We start from the raw sequence: 17,738 nt of genomic DNA, 5'->3' as shown, positions 1-17,738 counted from the left end.
TTGCCCGAGTCTCCTCGACCGGGCAGTGCAAGGCTCTGGGGCAAGGCTTCGGGACACCGAGCAGAACCGGACACAACGGAACGTAGGGGAGGCGCGGCGCGACGTGGCGAACGCGGAGCACAGCGTGCGCGGGAGTGCGACGACGGATTCGAGGATGGGTGCGGCAAGGATCGCCCTGTGGCTCGTGGCCGCCGTTCTCGCCATACGGCAGACGGCCGCCGTCCTGAGACAGCCCCCCGGCGAACGCTTCATGGAACTGGACGCCTGGATCGGCGAGAACGGCGTTCTGCGGGTCGAGGGGTCGCTGTACGACACCGACCGGTTCACCGGCACCCCCTTCGCGGGGCTGGTGCTCAAACCGCTGACCCACGCCGCCGAAGAGACCCTGGGCATCGCCTGGGCCCTCGGCACCCTGCTGCTGGTCGCCGGCATCGCCCTGGTCGTGGCGCGCGCCCTCCCCGGGCCCGTCTCGCGCCGCAGTCAGCTGCTCGCGGCCCCGGTCGCGCTCAGCCTGCTGATGCTCTCGCTCCCGGTGCGCAACAGCTTCCATCTCGGCCAGACCAGCGTCATCCCCGTCCTTCTCGTCCTCCTCGGCTGCTTCGTGGCGCGCGGCGAGAGACGGTCCGGCCTGCTGATCGGCGTCGCCGCCGCGCTTCAGCCCACCGTGCTGCTCTTCGCCCCGCTGCTCTGGTTCACCGGCCGCCGCCGGGCGGCGATCACCTCGGCCGCGACCTTCGCCGTCTGCTCGGCGCTGGCCTGGGCCGCGATGCCCGGCGACTCGTCGGCGTACTGGATCGACCACGCCGCCGGGGCCGGGCTCGGCACCCATCCCGACGGGCTCGCCAACCAGTCGCTGCACGGCGCGCTGCTCCGCTTCGGCCTCGAAGGGCCGCTGGAGATCGCTCTCTATCTGGCGCTCGCCGCCGCGGTGGTCTGGCTGGGCCTGCGCCGCGCGGTGCGCTACGCCCAGGACGGCCAGCTGCTGCTGGCCGTCGCCGTGACCGGCTGTGTCGCCGTCGCGGTCTCGCCCACCACCTGGCAGCACCAGCTGCTGTGGGTGCTGCTCGCGGTCGTCGGCCGGGTCGGCAAGAGCTGGTCGGACCGGATGCTGTGGCCGGTGCTGACGGTGCTGGCGCTCACCCTGCCGGCCAAGATGCTGCTGCCGAACATCGCCGTGCTCCACCCGGTCCGCGACAACGCGGTGCTGATCGCCGCCCTGGCGGCGGCCTGCGCGGTGCCGTTCCTCCTTCGGACCTCGCCGGGCTTCGGGCAGCCCGTCCCCACCGAGTACCGCAGGCCGCTGCCGTCCCGCTGGAGCCGGATCCCGCTGCTGCCGTTCTGGCGGCGCGTGGTGAGCCGGCCGAATCTGCTGCTCGAACTGATCGTGATCAGGGTCGGCTACTCCGTCTACTCGCAGATCCGCCTCGCCGCGACCGGCGGTGTGGAGGCGGCGCGGGAGCACGCCCGGCAGATCATCTCGATCGAGCAGGCCATCGGCATCGACATCGAGCACTGGGCCAACCAGGCGGTGGTGCGGACCCAGTGGCTGGAAGCCGTCTTCAACTTCTACTACACCTCGTTCCACTTCCCGATCCCGCTGCTGATTCTGGGCGTGCTCTACGTCCGCCGTCCCTCGGACTACCGCTGGGCCCGCTCGGCGCTCGCCCTCGCCACCCTGCTGGCGCTGCTCGGGTTCTGGCTCTACCCGCTCTCGCCGCCGAGGCTGATGCCCGGCATGGGCTTCATCGACACCGTCCACCGGACCGAGGACCTCGCCAATCCGGAGTTCGGCCCGCTGACCCAGGTCACCAACCAGTACGCGGCGATGCCTTCGCTGCATTTCGGCTGGTCGCTGTGGTGCGCCGTGGTGGTCGTACTGCTCGCGCCGAAGCTGTGGATGAAGCTGCTCGCCACGCTCCACCCGCTGATCACGCTGGTCGTCATCGTCGGCACGGCGAACCACTGGATCCTGGACGCGCTGGGCGGCGCGGTCGTCGTCGTCTCCGGCTTCGCCCTGACCTATCTGCTCTCCGGCCGGCGCGAGCTGCGCGAGGAGAACGCGGAGGGTACGGAGGGGTCCGCCGCCGTCCCCGAGACCATTCCGGTTCAGGGCCCGGCCCCGGTTCCGGTTCAGGTCCCGGCCGCGCGGGAGCCCCGGGGGAGCGGGGAGCCGCGGAAGGCCCTCCACTCGAAGGACCCGGGCGATCCTCAGGAGCCGCAGGCGGCGGTCCCGGCCGGACCCCCGTCGTAGCGCGCGCTGCCCCAGGGGGTACGGAAGGTTCCCGTACCCCCTGGGGTGGATCGCCGCGTTCAGTCAGGATCCGCCCGCGCGCCCGATTCCGCCACTCGGCACACTCGGGCCGCCGCCCCTGGTGACCTGGAGTTCCTTGATCCCGTTCAGCCAGGCCGAGCGCAGCCGGCGCGGCTCGCCCGCGAGCCGGAGATCCGGCGCCGCGTCCGCCAGCGCGTCGAACATCAGATTGATCTCCATCACCGCGAGTGACTTGCCCAGGCAGAAGTGCGGGCCGCCGCCGCCGAACCCGAGGTGCGGATTGGGGTCGCGGGTGATGTCGAAGACCTCCGGCCGGTCGAAGACCTCGGGGTCGTTGTTGGCGGACGAGTAGAAGAGCCCCACCCGGTCCCCCTCGCGGATCTCCCGGCCGCCCAGGGTGAGATCCCGGGTGGCGGTGCGCTGGAAGGAGACGATGGGCGAGGCCCAGCGCACGATCTCCTCCGCCGCCGTCTCGGGGCGCTCCCGCCGGTACAGCTCCCACTGCTCGGGGTGGGTCAGAAAAGCGTGCATCCCATGGGTGATCGCGTTGCGGGTGGTCTCATTGCCCGCCACCGCCAGCAGGATCACGAAGAACCCGAACTCGTCCGAGGACAGATTGCCCGCCCCCTCGGCCGCCACCAGCCGGCTGACGATGTCCTGGGCGGGGCACTTCTTGCGGGCCGCCGCCAGATCCATCGCGTACGAGAGGAACTCCACCGTCGCCTCGATCCCGGCCGCCTCGGTGACCGCGAACTCGGGATCGTCGTACGAGGCCATGGTGTTGGACCACTCGAAGATCCGGGCCCGGTCCTCCTGCGGTACGCCGATCAGCTCGGCGATGGCCTGGAGCGGCAGCTCCACCGCTATCTCGCTGACGAAGTCGAAGGAGCCGTCCGCCGCCGCGCCGAGCGCCGAGGCCACGATCCGCCGGGCGCGGTCGTGGAGCGCGGTCCGCAGCGAGCCGATCGCGCGCGGGGTGAATCCGCGCTGCACGATCTGCCGTACGCGAGTGTGCTCCGGCGGGTCCATATTGAGCATGATCAGCCGCTGGACGTCGATCTGGTCGCGCTGGATCGACTCGTTGAAGCGGATGACCGCCGTATTGAGGAAGGACGAGAAAAGCTCAGGGCGCGTGGAGACGTATTTGACGTCCGCGTGCCGGGTCACCGCCCAGTAGCCCTCGTCGTCGAAGCCCGAGGAGCCGCGCCGCTGGGGGACCCAGGACACCGGGGCGGTCTGTCTCGTCAGAGCGAACTCGGGGTGCGGCACACGGGTCCCGAGCAGCTCGGGATCGGTGAAGTCGAACCCTTCCGGCAGATGGGGGCAGGGCATCGGCAACTCCAGCTCTGGCACGGGCGGCAGCATCTCTGACGACCCATCAGAAGTCGCCCGAAAGGTAGTGAGGAGTGCTTCAAGAGGCAAGGGGCACGGCTGGACCGGTCGCCCCGGGCGGCTCCAGTAAGGGCTTGCAAGGCCCTTGCGCAGGACGGGTGGTCCTTATGAGACTGGCGGCAGAACTAGAACGTGTACTAGGTCCGCCCTGGAGTGCCGGGATGCCGACGAGGTCGGGCGCCGGGACGCCGACGCCTGTCAGGAGAGGACGAGCCATGGCCGCGGAACCCGTCATCGTCGAAGCCGTACGCACGCCGATCGGCAAGCGGGGAGGCGCGCTCGCCGCCCTGCACCCCGCCTATCTGCTGGGCGAGACCTACCGCGAACTCCTCGGCCGCACCGGGATCCAGCCGGACTGTGTGGAACAGATAGTCGGCGGCACGGCAACCCACGCCGGTGAGCAGTCGATGAACCCCACGCGCAACGCCTGGCTGGCGATGGGGCTTCCCTATGAGACGGCCGCGACGACCGTGAACTGTCAGTGCGGCTCCTCGCAGCAGGCGTCCCACCTGGTCGCGAACATGATCGCGGCGGGGGTCATCGATGTGGGCGTGAGCTGCGGGGTCGAGGCCATGTCCCGGGTGCCGCTGGGCAGCGCCTCCAAGCACGGGCCGGGCAAGCCCTTCCCGGACGAGTGGAGCGTGGATCTGCCCAATCAGTTCGAGGCGGCCGAGCGCATCGCCCGCCGCCGGGGGCTGACCCGCGAGCGGGTCGACTCGCTCGGGCTGCTCTCCCAGGAGCGGGCCCGCGCCGCCTGGTCCGAGGAGCGGTTCAAACGCGAGACCTTCTCGGTCCAGGTCCCCACCAGCGAGGACGAGCAGCTCGCGGGGCAGGGCATGTGGCGGCTGGTCGACCGGGACGAAGGTCTCCGCGACACCAGCATGGAGGCGCTCGCGGCGCTCAAACCCGTCATGCCCACGGCGGTGCACACCGCGGGCAACGCCTCGCAGATCTCCGACGGCGCGGCCGCGATGATGTGGGCCTCCAAGCGGATGGCCCGGGCGCTGAAGCTGCGCCCCCGGGCCCGGATCGTCGCTCAGGCGCTGGTCGGGGCCGATCCGCACTTCCATCTGGACGGGCCGATCGACGCGACACGGGCCGTGCTGGGGAAGGCGGGGATGTCGCTCCGCGACATCGATGTGGTCGAGATCAACGAGGCCTTCGCCTCGGTGGTGCTGAGCTGGGCGCAGGTCTTCGACCAGGACCTGGAGAAGGTCAACGTCAACGGGGGCGCGATCGCGCTCGGCCATCCCGTCGGCGCGACCGGCGCGCGCCTGATCATCACGGCCCTGCACGAGCTGGAGCGCGCGGACAAGGAATTCGCCCTGATCACCATGTGCGCGGGCGGCGCACTGGCGACCGGGACGATCATCCAGCGACTCTAGGGACCCGCAGGTGAGCCTGCGGGGTCACCCCGCAGAGGGGTCAGTACCAGCCCTGGGTCTGCCAGGTGGTCCAGGCCGCGCACGGGCTGCCGTAGCGGTCCTTCATGTAGTCGAGACCCCATTCGATCTGGGTCTCGGGGTTGGTCTTCCAGTCCGCGCCGGCCGTCGCCATCTTCCCGGCCGGCAGGGCCTGCACCAGCCCGTACGCGCCGCTGGAGGGGTTCTGCGCGTTCACGTCCCAGTTGCTCTCGTGCGTGACGATCTTGCTGAAGCAGTCGAACTGCGCCCTGTCATTGATCATCTTCTCTGCGACCGCCTTCGCGGAGGCGGTCTCGGCCGCGGTGGGCGCGGCGGAGGCCGACGGGGCGTTCACACCCAGCACCATCGCGGCGGAGGTCGCCACGAGGGCCGAGCCGAGCAGGGCGGTGCGGGGGCGCAGGGAGATACGGCTGAGGACGGAGCGGGACACAGAGAGCGCCTAACGTCGGGAACAGGTCGGTCGCACCCGGGCATGCCGGACCCCGCGTCGGTACGAGGGAGTCCGCCCGGTGGCACGGCCCCGGCCCGGCCCTGCCTCGCCGAGCGGCGGGTGGGGCGGGCCGCCGTGCCCGGCGACCTGATCAGTTGTACGGGCCCGCCGGGCGGGTGGCAACGGCGTCCGCTACTAGCCGGGCTCGTACCCGTACCCCCGTCGGGGGAGCGGCGGCGGGGGTACGGGTGCCCCCGGCCGCCCCCGTATGTCTACGCCCCGCCTAGTGGAGGACCAAAGCCCTGTGGGCCGCCTCACCCGCGGGGGGCCCGCGCGGGGTCCTCGAAAGTGATCCGCGCCTCGAAGGCGGCCCGCCGGGTCGCCCTCCGCAGCGCCTTGAGGACGGTGGCCCCGAGGACGAGCGTCAGTACGAGGGTGAGCGCCGCGCGCCCCAGGTCCCAGCCGAGGGAGGTGGCCAGGCAGTAGGCGAGGAAGCGGACCAGGTTCTCCTGGACCGGGTCCCCGGGGTGGAAGGAGATCCCGGAGGAGAGCCCGCCGACGAGGATCCAGCCCTGGAGGTTCATCACCGTGCCGTACGCGAAGGCCGCGACGACGCCGTACGCCCCGAGCATCAATACCTCGGCCCGGCCCCTGATCCGGTCCGCGCCCGGCAGCAGTCCGGCCCCCATGGTGAACCAGCCCATCGCCAGCATCTGGAACGGCATCCAGGGCCCCACCCCGCCCGTGAGCAGCGCGGACGCGAACATCGTCACCGAGCCCAGGACGAAGCCGAACCCCGGGCCCAGCACCCGCCCGCTCAGCACCATCAGGAAGAACATGGGCTCCAGGCCCGCAGTGCCCGCGCCGAGCGGGCGCAGCGCGGCCCCGACGGCGGCGAGCACCCCGAGCATGGCCACCGCCTTGGCGTCCATCCCGGTGTCGGCGATCGTCGCGACGACCACGGCCACCAGCAGCGGCAGCAGCGCGGCGAAGAGCCAGGGCGCGTCGGCGCGGTGCGCGATCAGCCCGGAGCCGGGGTCGGCGAGCAGCGGCCAGCCGAAGGCGATCACTCCCACGGCGCTGACCAGGGCCAGCGCGGCTATGGAGCGCGGGCCCAGCCTGATGGGTCTGGCGGCGGGCTTTTCCGTAAAGCGGCTCACAGCGCCTCCCGTACCTGGGTGACGGTCAGCCAGTGCTGCGGGGCGAGGATCTTGGCGATCTGGGGGGCGAAGGCGGGCGAGGAGACCACGACCTCGGCGGTCGGCCCGTCGGCGACTGTCTCGCCGTCGGCCAGGATGACCACCCGGTGCGCCAGCTCGGCGGCGAGTTCCACGTCGTGGGTGGCGAGCACGATGGTGTGCCCCTTCGCCGCGAGCCCCTGCAACACGGTGACCAGCCGGGCCTTCGCCGCGTAGTCGAGGCCCCGGGTCGGCTCGTCGAGCAGCAGCAGCGGGGGGCGTCCGGTGAGGACGAGCGCGAGGGCGAGCGCGAGCCGCTGGCCCTCGGAGAGATCGCGGGGGTGGGCGGTGTCCGGCACTCCGGGCAGCAGCTCGTCCACCAGGGCGCGGCAGGTGCCCGCCGGGGCGTTCGCGTCGGCGTCGGCGGCCTCGCACTCGGCGGCCACGGTGTCCGCGTACAGCAGATCGCGCGGCTCCTGCGGCACCAGGCCGACCCGCCGGATCAGCTCGGCGGGCGCGGTGCGGTACGGGGTCAGACCGCCGACGGAGACCGTGCCGGAGGTGGGTTCGAGGAGGCCGACGAGGGCGGAGAGAAGGGTGGACTTCCCGGCTCCGTTACGGCCCATGAGCGCGACGGTCTCGCCGGGGGCGAGGGTGAGGCCCACCTCGTGGAGGGCGGTGATCCGGCCCCTGCGGACGGTGAGACGGTCCACGGCGGCGGTGGCCCCCGGGGGAGCGGGAACCGCGGCGGGTGCCGACGAGCGCCGGAACCATCCCTTCCGACCGCCGGGCGTGGGTGCCGGTGCCGGTGCGAGGACCGGTTCCGGAGCGGCCGTCGGCTGCGGTACGGGTACGTCGGCCAGCCGCTCCCGCAGCGCCGCGGCCCGGCGGCGGGCGTCCCGCACCGACAGCGGCAGCGGCTCCCAGCCCGCCAGCCGCCCCAGCGCCACCACCGGCGGATGCACCGGCGACACGGCCATGACCTCGGCCGGGGTCCCCAGCACCGGGGCCTGCCCCGGCCCGGGCAGCAGGATCACCTGGTCCGCGTACTGCACCACCCGCTCAAGGCGGTGCTCGGCCATCAGCACCGTCGTACCCAGGTCGTGCACCAGCCGTTGCAGCACCGCGAGGACTTCCTCGGCCGCCGCCGGGTCCAGCGCCGAGGTCGGCTCGTCCAGCACCAGAACCTTCGGGTGCGGGGTGAGGACCGAGCCGATCGCCACCCGCTGCCGCTGTCCGCCCGACAGGGTCGCGATCGGACGCTCGCGCAGCTCCGCCAGCCCGAGCAGATCGAGGGTCTCCTCGACCCGGCGGCGCATCACGGCGGGGGCGAGGCCGAGGGACTCCATGCCGTACGCCAGCTCGTCCTCGACCGTGTCGGTGACGAAGTGCGCCAGCGGGTCCTGGCCGACCGTGCCGACCACATCGGCCAGCTCACGCGGGCGGTGGGTACGGGTGTCCCGGCCTGCCACGGTGACCCGCCCGCGCAGGGTGCCGCCGGTGAAGTGCGGGACCAGCCCGGAGACCGTGCCCAGCAGAGTCGACTTGCCGACCCCCGACGGGCCGACGAGCAGCACCAGCTCGCCCTCGGGCACGGTGAGATCGACGCCCTGGAGCGCGGGCCGCGCCGCCTCGTCGTAGGTGACCGACACCGCGTCGAACCGGATCACGAGGACTCCTTCAGTACGGGTGTGACGGCCGGTGCGAGGGCGGGCACGGGCGCGACGAACGCGGGCAGCAGCCCCACCGCGACCGCCAGCGCGGGCCACAGCGGCAGGACGGGCGCGACCAGCGGCACGACGGACGGATGCAGCGCCTCGGGGTTCACCGAACCGGCCCAGATCATCAGCGCCGCGACCGCCGCGCCCGAACCCGCCACCAGCCAGGAGCGCGCGCCGAAGAGATCGGGACGGTAGCGGGTGCGCAGCGAGCGCCGCCCGCCCAGCCGCAGTCCCGCCACGGCGGCGGCGAGCCCGGCGGCCAGCAGCGGGAGCCCGTACCCCGCGCCCTCGGCCGCGAGCAGCCCGTAGGACCCGGCGCACACCCCGAGGAGCCCGCCCAGGGTGCAGACGGTGGTGGTGCGGCGCACCGCGCGCGGCACGTCGGCGCTCCGCCCGTACCCCCGCGCGTCCATCGAGGCGGCGACGGCCACGGAGCGTTCGAGCGCGCCCTCCAGCACGGGCAGCCCGATCTGCGCGATGGCCTTGATCCCGCCGGTGGGACGGCCGCGCAGCCGGCGGGCGGTACGGAGTCTGGCGACGTCGGCGACCATGTTCGGCGCGAAGGTCATGGCGACGACGACGGCGACGCCCACCTCGTACAGCGCGCCCGGCAGGCACTTCAGCAGCCGGGCCGGGTTGGCGAGGGCGTTGGCCGCGCCGACGCAGATGAGGAGGGCGGCGAGCTTCGCCCCGTCGTACAGCGCGAAGACGAGCTGCTCGGCGGTGACCGGGCCGCCGATCCGGATGCCCTGCGCCCACTGGGGCAGCGGGACCTCGGGGAGGGTGAGAAGGAGGTGGGAGCCGGGGATGGGGGAGCCGAGGAGGGTGGAGAAGAGGACCCGTACGGCGATGACGAGCAGCCCGAGCTTGACGAAGGCCAGATAGGAGCGGGCCCAGGGCGCGTCGGTGCGGCGGGCGGAGACGACATAGCCCGACACGGCGACGACGAGCGCGAGCAGCAGGGGGTTGGTGGTCCGGGAGGCGGCGACCGCCAGGCCCAGCGCCCAGAGCCACCAGGCCCCCGGGTGGACCGCGTTGCGCCGGTCCGCCTCGGGCGCGCGCCACCGCCCCCACCGGGCGGTGGCCGCTCCGCTGCTCATCGGCCGCGGCGGCGGGACTGCCAGAGGGCCCCCGCGCCGAGCAGGGCGACGGCGCAGACCCCGGCGATCGCGCCCAGGGCCGGGCCGCCGCCGTCGGAGTCGCCGTCGGCCCGCTCGGGAGAGGCCGTCTCCCGGGCGGATTCACTGGACGACACCTGGTCGCCGCAGCCCGTCCTCGGGTAGCCGGAGATCCCGCACAGCAGCGCCTGGCTGTTGTAGCGGAGCGGCTTCGCCACCGCGGCCAGGGCGTCCGCCGAGGTCGCGGCGGTGGGCACCTGGGCGCAGGCGGCGCGGAGCGGCTGCGGGGTCTCGCCCTCGGGCGCGTCCTCGCGGGTGCCCGGGTCGATGACCAGGGCGACGCGCTTGGCGCCGGGCTCGGCGGGGGTCGTCCCGCAGATCTCGGCGAAGTCGGGGGCCCGGCGCGGGCGCGCCGAGTCCGAGCTGTTCTCGCTCACGGAGAAGCGGAAGCCGTTGACGGAGCCGTCGGCCGGTCGGGCCGAGGCGGGGCCCTCGGTCGCGTACGTCCAGGCCGTGCCGTCGCCCTGCCAGAACGACCAGTAGCGGTAGCCCGCCGCCTGTGCCGGTCCCGCGCCGAGCAGCGTCAGCGCGGCCGCGACGGCGAGGGCCCACGACACCAGGGGCCGGGCGCGCCTCACCGCTGGGACTTGCGACGGCCGCCGAACAGCACGCCCACGCCGACCGCCGCCGCGAAGAACGCGCCGATGAACCACCAGGTGCCGGCGTCGGTGCCGGAGTCCTCGGCGGGCTTCTTCTCGGCCTGGGGCTCCGGGCCCGTCGCGTTGAGGCTCGCCACCAGGTCGGTCCCGCCGAAGTCCGCCGGGTCGGTCCCGGCGGCGTCGGCGGCGAGGATGAGCTGCGCGTACGCCGCCGGGCCCGACTCCTTCGCCCAGTCCGCCGCGTTCGACTCCAGCCAGGCCAGCGGCTTCTTCGCCTGCTCGGTCATGCCCTGGGCGGTCAGTGCGACCACCGCGTCGGCGGTGTTGCCGTAGTCCGGCTTCTCGGCCGGGTCGGTGGAGCCGGGCATCGGCGGGGTGAGGAGATGGCCGGTCTTGGCGAGCGCGGTCGCGAGGTAGGCCGCGCCGTTGTGGGCCGCGCCCTCGATCGTCTTGGCGGGCTCGCAGACGGTACCGCCGGAGTCCTTCGGTCCGGCCTTCACGACCAGGCCCTGGCCCTTCGCGCCGACCACGGCGGCGGCGGTGGAGTCGGCGACGATCCCGGGCTGCTTCGGCTGGAAGACGAAGGCCCCGCGCTCCTTGCTGTCGCACGGTGTGGCGAAGGTCAGCAGCGCGTCGTACGGGGACTTCCCGTCCTTCGAGGTCACCTCGGCGGGCTTGGCCCCGGCCGCCGCGAGCGCGCCGATCGCGATGGAGGTGGAGTTGGCGTCGCTGGCCCCGCCGGGGTTGTAGCCCCAGCCGCCGTCGGCGTTCTGCACCGAGGTCAGCCAGTCCACGGACTTCTCCACGGCCTTGTCCTGTCCGCCGAGCGCGGCGAGCGCCTGTACGGCCGCCGCCGTGGCGTTGGAGTCCAGCGGCAGTTTCGCGGCGCAGGGGGCGGCGGTGTCCGCGCGGTACGAGAGGAAGCCGCCGCTGTCGCACTGCTGGCCGGTGAGCCACTCGACGGCCTTGTCCGCGGGCTTCACCCCGGCGGTGTCCTGCGCGAGCAGCGCCAGGGACTGCCGCCAGACGCCGTCGTAGGTCGGGTCGCCCGTGCCGTACAGACCGGCGGGGAGCGCGGGGGAGGGCGAGGGGGTGGGCGCGGCGACGGCGGCGGGCACGGCGGCGGAGGCGATGGCCACACCGAGGACGGCGGAGACGGCGAGCGCTGCGGCGCCGCGGCGGCGAACGGTGGTCATGGGCGGGGCTGGCCTCTCCTGCGGGAGCCGGGCACGGGCACGCTCAAGGCACCAGGGCTCCGGTTCCGTATTCCTCGACGGTGCCGGTCACCGGCGGGCCGCCGGTGGCGCGAGCCGTTCACGGTCGCGTACGGAGCATTCCGGCTCGCCGCTTCCGACGGGTCGGGGAACGGCTCACGGCTGCGGGTCAGCGCCGGATTCGCACCGGCTTCCCCCCGTACGGGTGTGATGACGACCTGCCCACTCTACCGGCCGCCGGGCGATTATCCGGAGGGTAAGCCCCCGCTTACTGTCGCCGCCGGGGGCATTGCCCGTCGCCTTGGGAGGTGATATCTGTTCTGACGCAGTGTCAGATTTTCAGATGCGGTCGGTCGGGGCGACGCGGAGGGCGGCGGCCATGGCGGAGCTGGTGGAACACGGAAAGCTCTTCATCGGCGGGAGGTTCACCGACCCGCTCGGGCGCGCGGCCATCGAGGTCGTCTCGCCCCACACCGAACAGATCATCGGCCGGGTCCCGCACGCCTCCCGCGCCGATGTGGACCGCGCGGTGGCCACCGCCCGCACCGCCTTCGACCAGGGGCCCTGGCCCCGGCTGCCGCTCGCCGAGCGCGCCGCGGTGATCGGCCGGATCAGGGACGCCATCGCCGTACGCCATGAGGAGCTGGCCCGCTCCATCAGCTCCCAGAGCGGCTCCCCGTACTCCTGGAGCGTGCTCGCCCAGGCCCTCGGCGCGATGATGGTCTGGGACTCCTGCCTCACGGTCGCGCGCGACTTCCCCCACGAGGAGACCCGCGCCGGGGCGCTCGGCCCCCTGCTGATCCGCCGCGAGCCGGTCGGCGTCGTCGCCGCCGTGGTGCCGTGGAACGTGCCCCAGTTCACCGCGGCGGCCAAGCTCGCCCCCGCGCTCCTCGCCGGCTGCACCGCGATCCTCAAACCGTCCCCCGAGTCCCCCCTCGACTCCTACCTCCTCGCCGAGATCACCCAGGAGGCCGGACTGCCCGAAGGCGTCCTCTCGGTGCTCCCCGCCGACCGCGAGATCAGCGAATATCTGATCGGCCACCCGGGCGTCGACAAGATCTCCTTCACCGGCTCCGTCGCGGCGGGCAAGCGCGTCATGGAGGTCGCCTCCCGCCATCTCACCCGTGTCACCCTCGAACTGGGCGGCAAATCCGCCGCGGTGATACTCCCCGACGCCGACCTCGAAACCGCCGTCGCCGGAATCGTCCCCGCCGCCTGGATGAACAACGGCCAGGCCTGCGTCGCCCAGACCCGCGTCCTCGCCCCCCGCTCCCGCTACCCGGAGATCGCCGACGCCCTCACCGCCGCCGCCTCCTCCCTCACCGTCGGCGACCCCCTCGACCCGGCCACCCAGGTCGGCCCCCTCGCCACCCGCCGCCAGCGCACCCGCTCCCTCGACTACATCGAGACCGGCCTCCGCGAAGGCGCCCGCCTCCTCACCGGCGGCCCCCGCCCGCCCGCCGCCCAGGACCACGGCTGGTACGTCCGGCCCACCCTCTTCGGCGAAGTCGACAACACCATGCGCATCGCCCGCGAAGAGATCTTCGGCCCGGTCGTCTGCCTCCTCCCCTACGACGACGAGTCCGACGCCGCCCGCATCGCCGACGACTCCGACTACGGCCTCAGCGGCAGCGTCTGGACCTCCGACACCGACCGCGGCATCCGCTTCGCCCGCCGCATCCGAACCGGCACCTACAGCGTCAACACCTTCAGCCTGGACATGCTCGGCCCATTCGGCGGATACAAACACTCCGGCATCGGGCGGGAGCTGGGACCCGAGGGTTACGGTGCTTATCTGGAGCACAAGATGATCCATCTGCCCGCTGGACACACGAGTGACGGAGGCGACTGATGGGGGATCGCTGGCACATCGAGGTCGACCGCAGTCTCTGCATCGGCTCCGGCATGTGCGCCGGGGCCGCGCCGGACGGGTTCCGGCTGGACGGGGCGAGGCAGGCGCATCCGGTGGGGGCGGAGGCCGAGGCGAGTGAGGCGGTGCTGGAGGCGGCGGAGAGCTGCCCGGTCGAGGCGATCGCGATCAGGCTGGTGGGGAGCGGGCAGCCGGTTTTCCCGCCGGACGACTGAGGCCGGGGCGGGTTCAGGACCGGCCGGGGCGGCCGGGGCGGCCCGGGCGGTCGGGGGCGGGCAGGTCGATCAGACGGCACGCCGTCTCGATGTCTATCCGCACCTGGGCGATCGAGGCGCGCCCGGAGAGCCAGGTGATCAGCGCGGAGTGCCAGGTGTGCTCGATCACCCGGACCGCCGAGAGCTGGTCGGGGGTGGGGTGGGCCAGGCCCGTCGCGTCCAGGATGATCGCCGTGGTCTGGCGGGAGACGGTGTCCACCTCGGGGCTGACACTACGGTCGGCGAAGGTCAGCGCCCGCACCATCGCGTCCGCGAGATGAGGTTCGCGCTGGAGGGCCCGGAACGCCCGCATCAGGGTTTCGGTCACCCTTTCGGCAGCGCTCTCCCCGCCCGGGGGGCGCTTGCGCAGGGTGGTGTGCAGATGCTGAAGCTGGTCCTGCATGGTGGCGACCAGGAGATGGATTTTGGAGGGGAAGTACCGGTAGAGCGTGCCCAGCGCGACACCGGCCGCCTCGGCCACCTCGCGCATCTGCACCGCGTCGAAGCCGCCCCGGCTCGCCAGTTGGGCGCTGGCGTGCAGGATGCGGCGGCGGCGCGCCTCCTGGCGCTCTGTCAGCGGCGGCGAGGCGGGCCCCTCAGGCCTGGCTTCGGCTGTCATATGTCCCGTTCCTCACGAGGCGGATCGTCCCGTTCCGCGTGTGTGCGCCACCCGCGCCGGGCGGCTACCGGGCGAGTATCGGACACGGAACGGCCACGCGGCACGAGAGCGCGCCCGCCGTGGTGCGAATCACCTGTTCATGCCCTTACACCGGCGCTACCTGCCGGTAGATTCGAAGCTCGTTGAGCGACCAAGTCTGAAACTTGTTCTAGATTAGCGCGAGCGGTTACGCTCCGGCGAAACGCAGTGATGAAGGGGGCCGTGAGTGACCGCTGAGGCCATCGAGGCCGGCCCTCACGCGAGCCCGGAAAAGGGACTTCGCGCCGGCTCCGGCACCACCGCCGCTGCCGCCGACGGCGGCCCGCCCCTGCGGATCGCTCTCCTCAGCTACAAGGGCAACCCCTTCTGCGGCGGCCAGGGCGTCTACGTCCGCCATCTCTCCCGCGAACTGGCCCGTCTCGGCCACCGCGTCGAGGTGATCGGGGCCCAGCCCTACCCCGTGCTCGACGAGGGCGTGACCCTCACCGAACTCGCCAGCCTCGACCTCTACCGCAGCCCCGACCCCTTCCGCACCCCGGGCCGCGACGAGTACCGCGACTGGATCGACGCGCTGGAGGTCGCCACGATGTGGACCGGCGGCTTCCCCGAGCCGCTGACGTTCTCCCTGCGCGCCCGCCGCCATCTCGCCGCCCGGCGCGGACAGTTCGACGTCGTCCACGACAACCAGACCCTCGGCTACGGACTCCTCGGCGACCTCGGCGCACCCCTGGTCACCACGGTCCACCACCCCATCACCGTCGACCGCAAGCTCGACCTGGCCGCCGCCGACAGCCGCCGCCGGCGGGCCTCCGTACGCCGCTGGTACGGCTTCACCCGTATGCAGCGCCGAGTCGCCCGCAGACTGCCGTCCGTGCTCACCGTCTCCGGCTCCTCGCGGCAGGAGATCGTGGAGCACCTCGGCGTACGGCCGGACCGCGTCGACGTCGTCCACATCGGGGCCGACACCGACCTCTTCTCGCCCGACCCCGCCGTCCCGGAGATCCCCGGCCGGATCGTCACCACCTCCAGCGCCGATGTGCCGCTCAAGGGCCTCGTCCACCTGGTGGAGGCGCTCGCGCTGCTCCGGGCCGAACACCCCGGCGCCCATCTCGTGGTCGTCGGCAAGCGCGCCGAGGACGGCCCGGTCGCCCGGGCCATCGCCCGCCACGGCCTCGCCGACGCCATCGAGTTCGTCAAGGGCATCACCGACGCCGAACTGGTCGACCTCGTGCGCGGCGCGCAGATCGCCTGCGTTCCCTCGCTGTACGAGGGGTTCTCACTGCCCGCCGCCGAGGCGATGGCCACCGGCACCCCGCTGGTCGCCACGACCGGCGGCGCGATCCCGGAGGTCTCGGGACCCGACGGCGAGAGCTGTCTCGCCGTCCCGCCCGGCGACGCGGCGGCGCTCGCCGCCGCGCTCGGCCGCCTCCTCGGCGACCCCGGACTCCGGGCCAGGCTCGGCGCGGCCGGACGGCAGCGGGTGCTGGAGCGGTTCACCTGGACGAAAGCGGCGCAGGGGACGGTGGAGCTGTACCGCGCGGCGATCTCCCGGGTGGCCCGTTGACCCGGCAGCACACCCCGGCCGCCGCACCGCCCGCCTCCGCCTTCCCCACCCCGTACCGCCGCCCCGCCGAAACCCGTCTCCGTCCCCGTCTCCGTCCCCGTCTCCGTCCCTGTCTCCCCACCCTCGACTGCGAAAGCGGGAACCTGTGCTGACCGTCGACTTCTCCCGCTTTCCGCTCGCGGCGGGCGACCGCGTCCTCGACCTGGGCTGCGGCGCGGGACGGCACGCCTTCGAGTGCTACCGGCGCGGAGCCAGGGTCGTCGCCCTCGACCGGAACGCCGAGGAGATCCGCGAGGTCGCCCGGTGGTTCGCCGCGATGAAGGAGGAGGGCGAGGCCCCCGAGGGCGCGACCGCCACCGCCATGGAAGGCGACGCGCTCAACCTCCCCTTCCCCGACGAGTCCTTCGACGTCGTGATCATCTCCGAGGTGATGGAGCACATCCCCGACGACAAGGGCGTACTCGCCGAGATGGTGCGCGTCCTCAAGCCCGGCGGCCGGATCGCGGTCACCGTGCCCCGGTACGGCCCCGAGAAGATCTGCTGGGCGCTCAGCGACGCCTACCACGAGGTCGAGGGCGGCCACATCCGCATCTACAAGGCCGACGAACTCCTCGCCAGGATCGAGGAGGCCGGCCTCGTCCCCTACGGCACCCACCACGCCCACGCGCTGCACAGCCCCTACTGGTGGCTCAAATGCGCCTTCGGCGTGGACAACGACAAGGCCCTCCCGGTCAAGGCGTACCACCAGCTCCTGGTCTGGGACATCATGAAGAAGCCGCTCGCCACCCGGCTCGCCGAACAGGCGCTCAACCCCCTGATCGGCAAGAGCTTCGTCGCCTACGCCACCAAGCCCCAGCTCCCCAAGGCCGAGACCGCGACCGCTGTCGAGACCGGGGCGAAGGCATGACCACACCCCGTACCGAACACCTGGTCCTGCCCGGCGTCCTCACCGCCGAAGAGGCCGCCGAGACCGTCGCGGGCATCCTCGCCACCCAGCGCGAGGACGGTGCCATCCCCTGGTTCCGAGGCCACCACCTCGACCCGTGGGACCACATCGAGGCCGCCATGGCCCTCGACGCGGCGGGCGAGGACGAGGCCGCGGCACGCGCGTACGCCTGGCTGCTGCGCCACCAGAACGAGGACGGCTCCTGGTACGCCGCCTACCACGACGGAGACCCGGACCGGCCCACCGACCGGAGCCGCGAATCCAACTTCTGCGCCTACGCCGCCGTCGGCGTCTGGCACCACTTCCTCGCCACCGGCGACGAGGCCTTCCTCGACCGGATGTGGCCCATGGTGTACGCGGCCGTCGAGTTCACCCTGCGGCTCCAGCGCCCCGGCGGCCAGATCGGCTGGAAGCGCGAGGCCGACGGCACCCCCGTCACCGACGCGCTGCTGACCGGCAGTTCGTCGATACACCACGCGCTGCGCTGCGCCCTGGCCATCGCCGACGAGCGCGAGGAGCCCCAGCCGGACTGGGAGCTGGCGGCGGGCGCGCTCGCCCACGCCGTGCGGAGCCACCCCGAACGCTTCCTGGACAAGAACCACTACTCCATGGACTGGTACTACCCGGTCCTGGGCGGCGCGATCACCGGCCCGGAGGCCAAGGCCCGGATCGAGGAGCGCTGGGACGAGTTCGTCGTCCCCGGCCTCGGTGTGCGCTGTGTCCTGCCCAACCCCTGGGTGACCGGCGGCGAGAGCTGCGAACTGGCCCTGACGCTCTGGGTGATGGGGGAGTCCGACCGCGCGCTGGAGATACTCCAGTCCCTCGCGCACCTCCGCGCCCCGGACGGCATGTACTGGACCGGCTATGTCTTCGAGGGCGAGCGGGCGATCTGGCCGGAGGAGCGCACCTCCTGGACGGCCGGTTCACTGCTGCTCGCGGTCGCCGCGCTCGGCGGCGACGAGGCGACCACCGCGGTCTTCGGCGGGGAGCGGCTGCCGAGCGGGCTCGCCCCCGACTGCTGCGAGCGCTGACCCTCGT

Annotated in this window: 15 protein-coding genes and 1 riboswitch; of the genes, 7 read left to right on the top strand and 8 right to left on the bottom strand. The window is 72.9% G+C overall.

Annotation, left to right across the window (positions count from 1 at the left end):
• Positions 1-154: 154 nt before the first annotated feature.
• A complete protein-coding gene (locus IE247_RS06950; protein WP_229868730.1) occupies positions 155-2,251 on the top strand; it encodes a bifunctional glycosyltransferase 87/phosphatase PAP2 family protein in 2,097 nt (698 codons plus the stop codon).
• Positions 2,252-2,314: 63 nt separating this feature from the next.
• Here IE247_RS06950 and IE247_RS06945 read toward each other — a convergent pair whose 3' ends face one another.
• Complete coding sequence (locus IE247_RS06945; protein WP_190122123.1) at positions 2,315-3,604, bottom strand: cytochrome P450; 1,290 nt, start codon at positions 3,602-3,604, stop codon at positions 2,315-2,317.
• 275 nt (positions 3,605-3,879) lie between these two features.
• On the opposite strand from IE247_RS06945, the gene IE247_RS06940 reads away from it, so the two are divergent.
• Entirely contained in the window at positions 3,880-5,049 is a 1,170-nt protein-coding gene (locus IE247_RS06940; protein ID WP_190121981.1) for a steroid 3-ketoacyl-CoA thiolase, read from the top strand.
• Positions 5,050-5,089: 40 nt separating this feature from the next.
• Here the strand turns inward: IE247_RS06940 and IE247_RS06935 are convergent, their stop codons facing one another.
• From IE247_RS06935 to IE247_RS06910, 6 genes are all read right to left on the bottom strand, one after another.
• Positions 5,090-5,518 carry an aggregation-promoting factor C-terminal-like domain-containing protein gene (locus IE247_RS06935; protein ID WP_229868728.1) on the bottom strand — a complete coding sequence of 143 codons (429 nt, stop codon included), beginning with the start codon at positions 5,516-5,518 and terminating at the stop codon, positions 5,090-5,092.
• Between the two features lie 314 nt (positions 5,519-5,832).
• A complete protein-coding gene (locus tag IE247_RS06930) occupies positions 5,833-6,678 on the bottom strand; it encodes an ECF transporter S component (protein ID WP_229868727.1) in 846 nt (281 codons plus the stop codon).
• Positions 6,675-8,366: an ABC transporter ATP-binding protein gene (locus tag IE247_RS06925; protein ID WP_190121980.1), complete on the bottom strand. Its 1,692-nt coding sequence runs from the start codon at positions 8,364-8,366 to the stop codon at positions 6,675-6,677. The genes IE247_RS06930 and IE247_RS06925 overlap by 4 nt, the downstream gene beginning before the upstream one ends.
• Positions 8,363-9,517 (bottom strand): CbiQ family ECF transporter T component, encoded by a 1,155-nt coding sequence (locus tag IE247_RS06920; protein ID WP_190121979.1) that lies wholly within the window; start codon positions 9,515-9,517, stop codon positions 8,363-8,365. Before IE247_RS06920 ends, IE247_RS06925 begins: the two co-directional genes overlap by 4 nt.
• Positions 9,514-10,173, bottom strand: coding sequence for an SCO2322 family protein (locus tag IE247_RS06915; protein ID WP_190121978.1), 660 nt, complete (start codon positions 10,171-10,173; stop codon positions 9,514-9,516). Before IE247_RS06915 ends, IE247_RS06920 begins: the two co-directional genes overlap by 4 nt.
• Positions 10,170-11,390 (bottom strand): SCO2321 family membrane protein, encoded by a 1,221-nt coding sequence (locus tag IE247_RS06910; protein WP_190121977.1) that lies wholly within the window; start codon positions 11,388-11,390, stop codon positions 10,170-10,172. Before IE247_RS06910 ends, IE247_RS06915 begins: the two co-directional genes overlap by 4 nt.
• A gap of 135 nt (positions 11,391-11,525) precedes the next feature.
• A riboswitch (cobalamin riboswitch) is annotated at positions 11,526-11,603 on the bottom strand.
• A 184-nt stretch (positions 11,604-11,787) separates the two neighbouring features.
• On the opposite strand from IE247_RS06910, the gene IE247_RS06905 reads away from it, so the two are divergent.
• Positions 11,788-13,260, top strand: a complete 1,473-nt coding sequence (locus IE247_RS06905; protein WP_190121976.1) for an aldehyde dehydrogenase — start codon at positions 11,788-11,790, stop codon at positions 13,258-13,260.
• On the top strand, positions 13,260-13,493 hold the full coding sequence (locus IE247_RS06900) for a ferredoxin (protein ID WP_190121975.1): 234 nt from the start codon (positions 13,260-13,262) through the stop codon (positions 13,491-13,493). The genes IE247_RS06905 and IE247_RS06900 overlap by 1 nt, the downstream gene beginning before the upstream one ends.
• Positions 13,494-13,506: 13 nt before the next feature.
• Here the strand turns inward: IE247_RS06900 and IE247_RS06895 are convergent, their stop codons facing one another.
• On the bottom strand, positions 13,507-14,151 hold the full coding sequence (locus IE247_RS06895) for a TetR family transcriptional regulator (RefSeq protein ID WP_190121974.1): 645 nt from the start codon (positions 14,149-14,151) through the stop codon (positions 13,507-13,509).
• Positions 14,152-14,416: 265 nt separating this feature from the next.
• Here IE247_RS06895 and IE247_RS06890 point away from each other — a divergent pair, with 265 nt between their 5' ends.
• The 3 genes from IE247_RS06890 (at position 14,417) to IE247_RS06880 (ending at position 17,731) form a co-directional block, all read left to right on the top strand.
• Entirely contained in the window at positions 14,417-15,754 is a 1,338-nt protein-coding gene (locus tag IE247_RS06890; protein WP_190121973.1) for a glycosyltransferase family 4 protein, read from the top strand.
• A 145-nt stretch (positions 15,755-15,899) separates the two neighbouring features.
• Positions 15,900-16,661 (top strand): class I SAM-dependent methyltransferase, encoded by a 762-nt coding sequence (locus IE247_RS06885; RefSeq protein ID WP_190121972.1) that lies wholly within the window; start codon positions 15,900-15,902, stop codon positions 16,659-16,661.
• A complete protein-coding gene (locus IE247_RS06880) occupies positions 16,658-17,731 on the top strand; it encodes a prenyltransferase/squalene oxidase repeat-containing protein (RefSeq protein ID WP_190121971.1) in 1,074 nt (357 codons plus the stop codon). The genes IE247_RS06885 and IE247_RS06880 overlap by 4 nt, the downstream gene beginning before the upstream one ends.
• The last annotated feature ends 7 nt before the right edge of the window (positions 17,732-17,738 follow it).

The sequence above is a fragment of the Streptomyces inusitatus genome (assembly GCF_014651115.1).
In the GTDB taxonomy this organism is placed as follows: Bacteria; Actinomycetota; Actinomycetes; order Streptomycetales; family Streptomycetaceae; genus Streptomyces; species Streptomyces amakusaensis.
This window is presented reverse-complemented; position numbering and strand designations above follow the sequence as displayed.

What these genes read in the sequence shown, in the direction of transcription:
- IE247_RS06895 (WP_190121974.1), bottom strand. Translation starts at nt 14,151, where the DNA reads ATGACAGCCGAAGCCAGGCCTGAGGGGCCCGCCTCGCCGCCGCTGACA.
- IE247_RS06900 (WP_190121975.1), top strand. Translation starts at nt 13,260, where the DNA reads ATGGGGGATCGCTGGCACATCGAGGTCGACCGCAGTCTCTGCATCGGC.
- IE247_RS06940 (WP_190121981.1), top strand. Translation starts at nt 3,880, where the DNA reads ATGGCCGCGGAACCCGTCATCGTCGAAGCCGTACGCACGCCGATCGGC.
- IE247_RS06910 (WP_190121977.1), bottom strand. Translation starts at nt 11,390, where the DNA reads ATGACCACCGTTCGCCGCCGCGGCGCCGCAGCGCTCGCCGTCTCCGCC.
- IE247_RS06920 (WP_190121979.1), bottom strand. Translation starts at nt 9,517, where the DNA reads ATGAGCAGCGGAGCGGCCACCGCCCGGTGGGGGCGGTGGCGCGCGCCC.
- IE247_RS06880 (WP_190121971.1), top strand. Translation starts at nt 16,658, where the DNA reads ATGACCACACCCCGTACCGAACACCTGGTCCTGCCCGGCGTCCTCACC.
- IE247_RS06945 (WP_190122123.1), bottom strand. Translation starts at nt 3,604, where the DNA reads ATGCCCTGCCCCCATCTGCCGGAAGGGTTCGACTTCACCGATCCCGAG.
- IE247_RS06905 (WP_190121976.1), top strand. Translation starts at nt 11,788, where the DNA reads ATGGCGGAGCTGGTGGAACACGGAAAGCTCTTCATCGGCGGGAGGTTC.
- IE247_RS06950 (WP_229868730.1), top strand. Translation starts at nt 155, where the DNA reads ATGGGTGCGGCAAGGATCGCCCTGTGGCTCGTGGCCGCCGTTCTCGCC.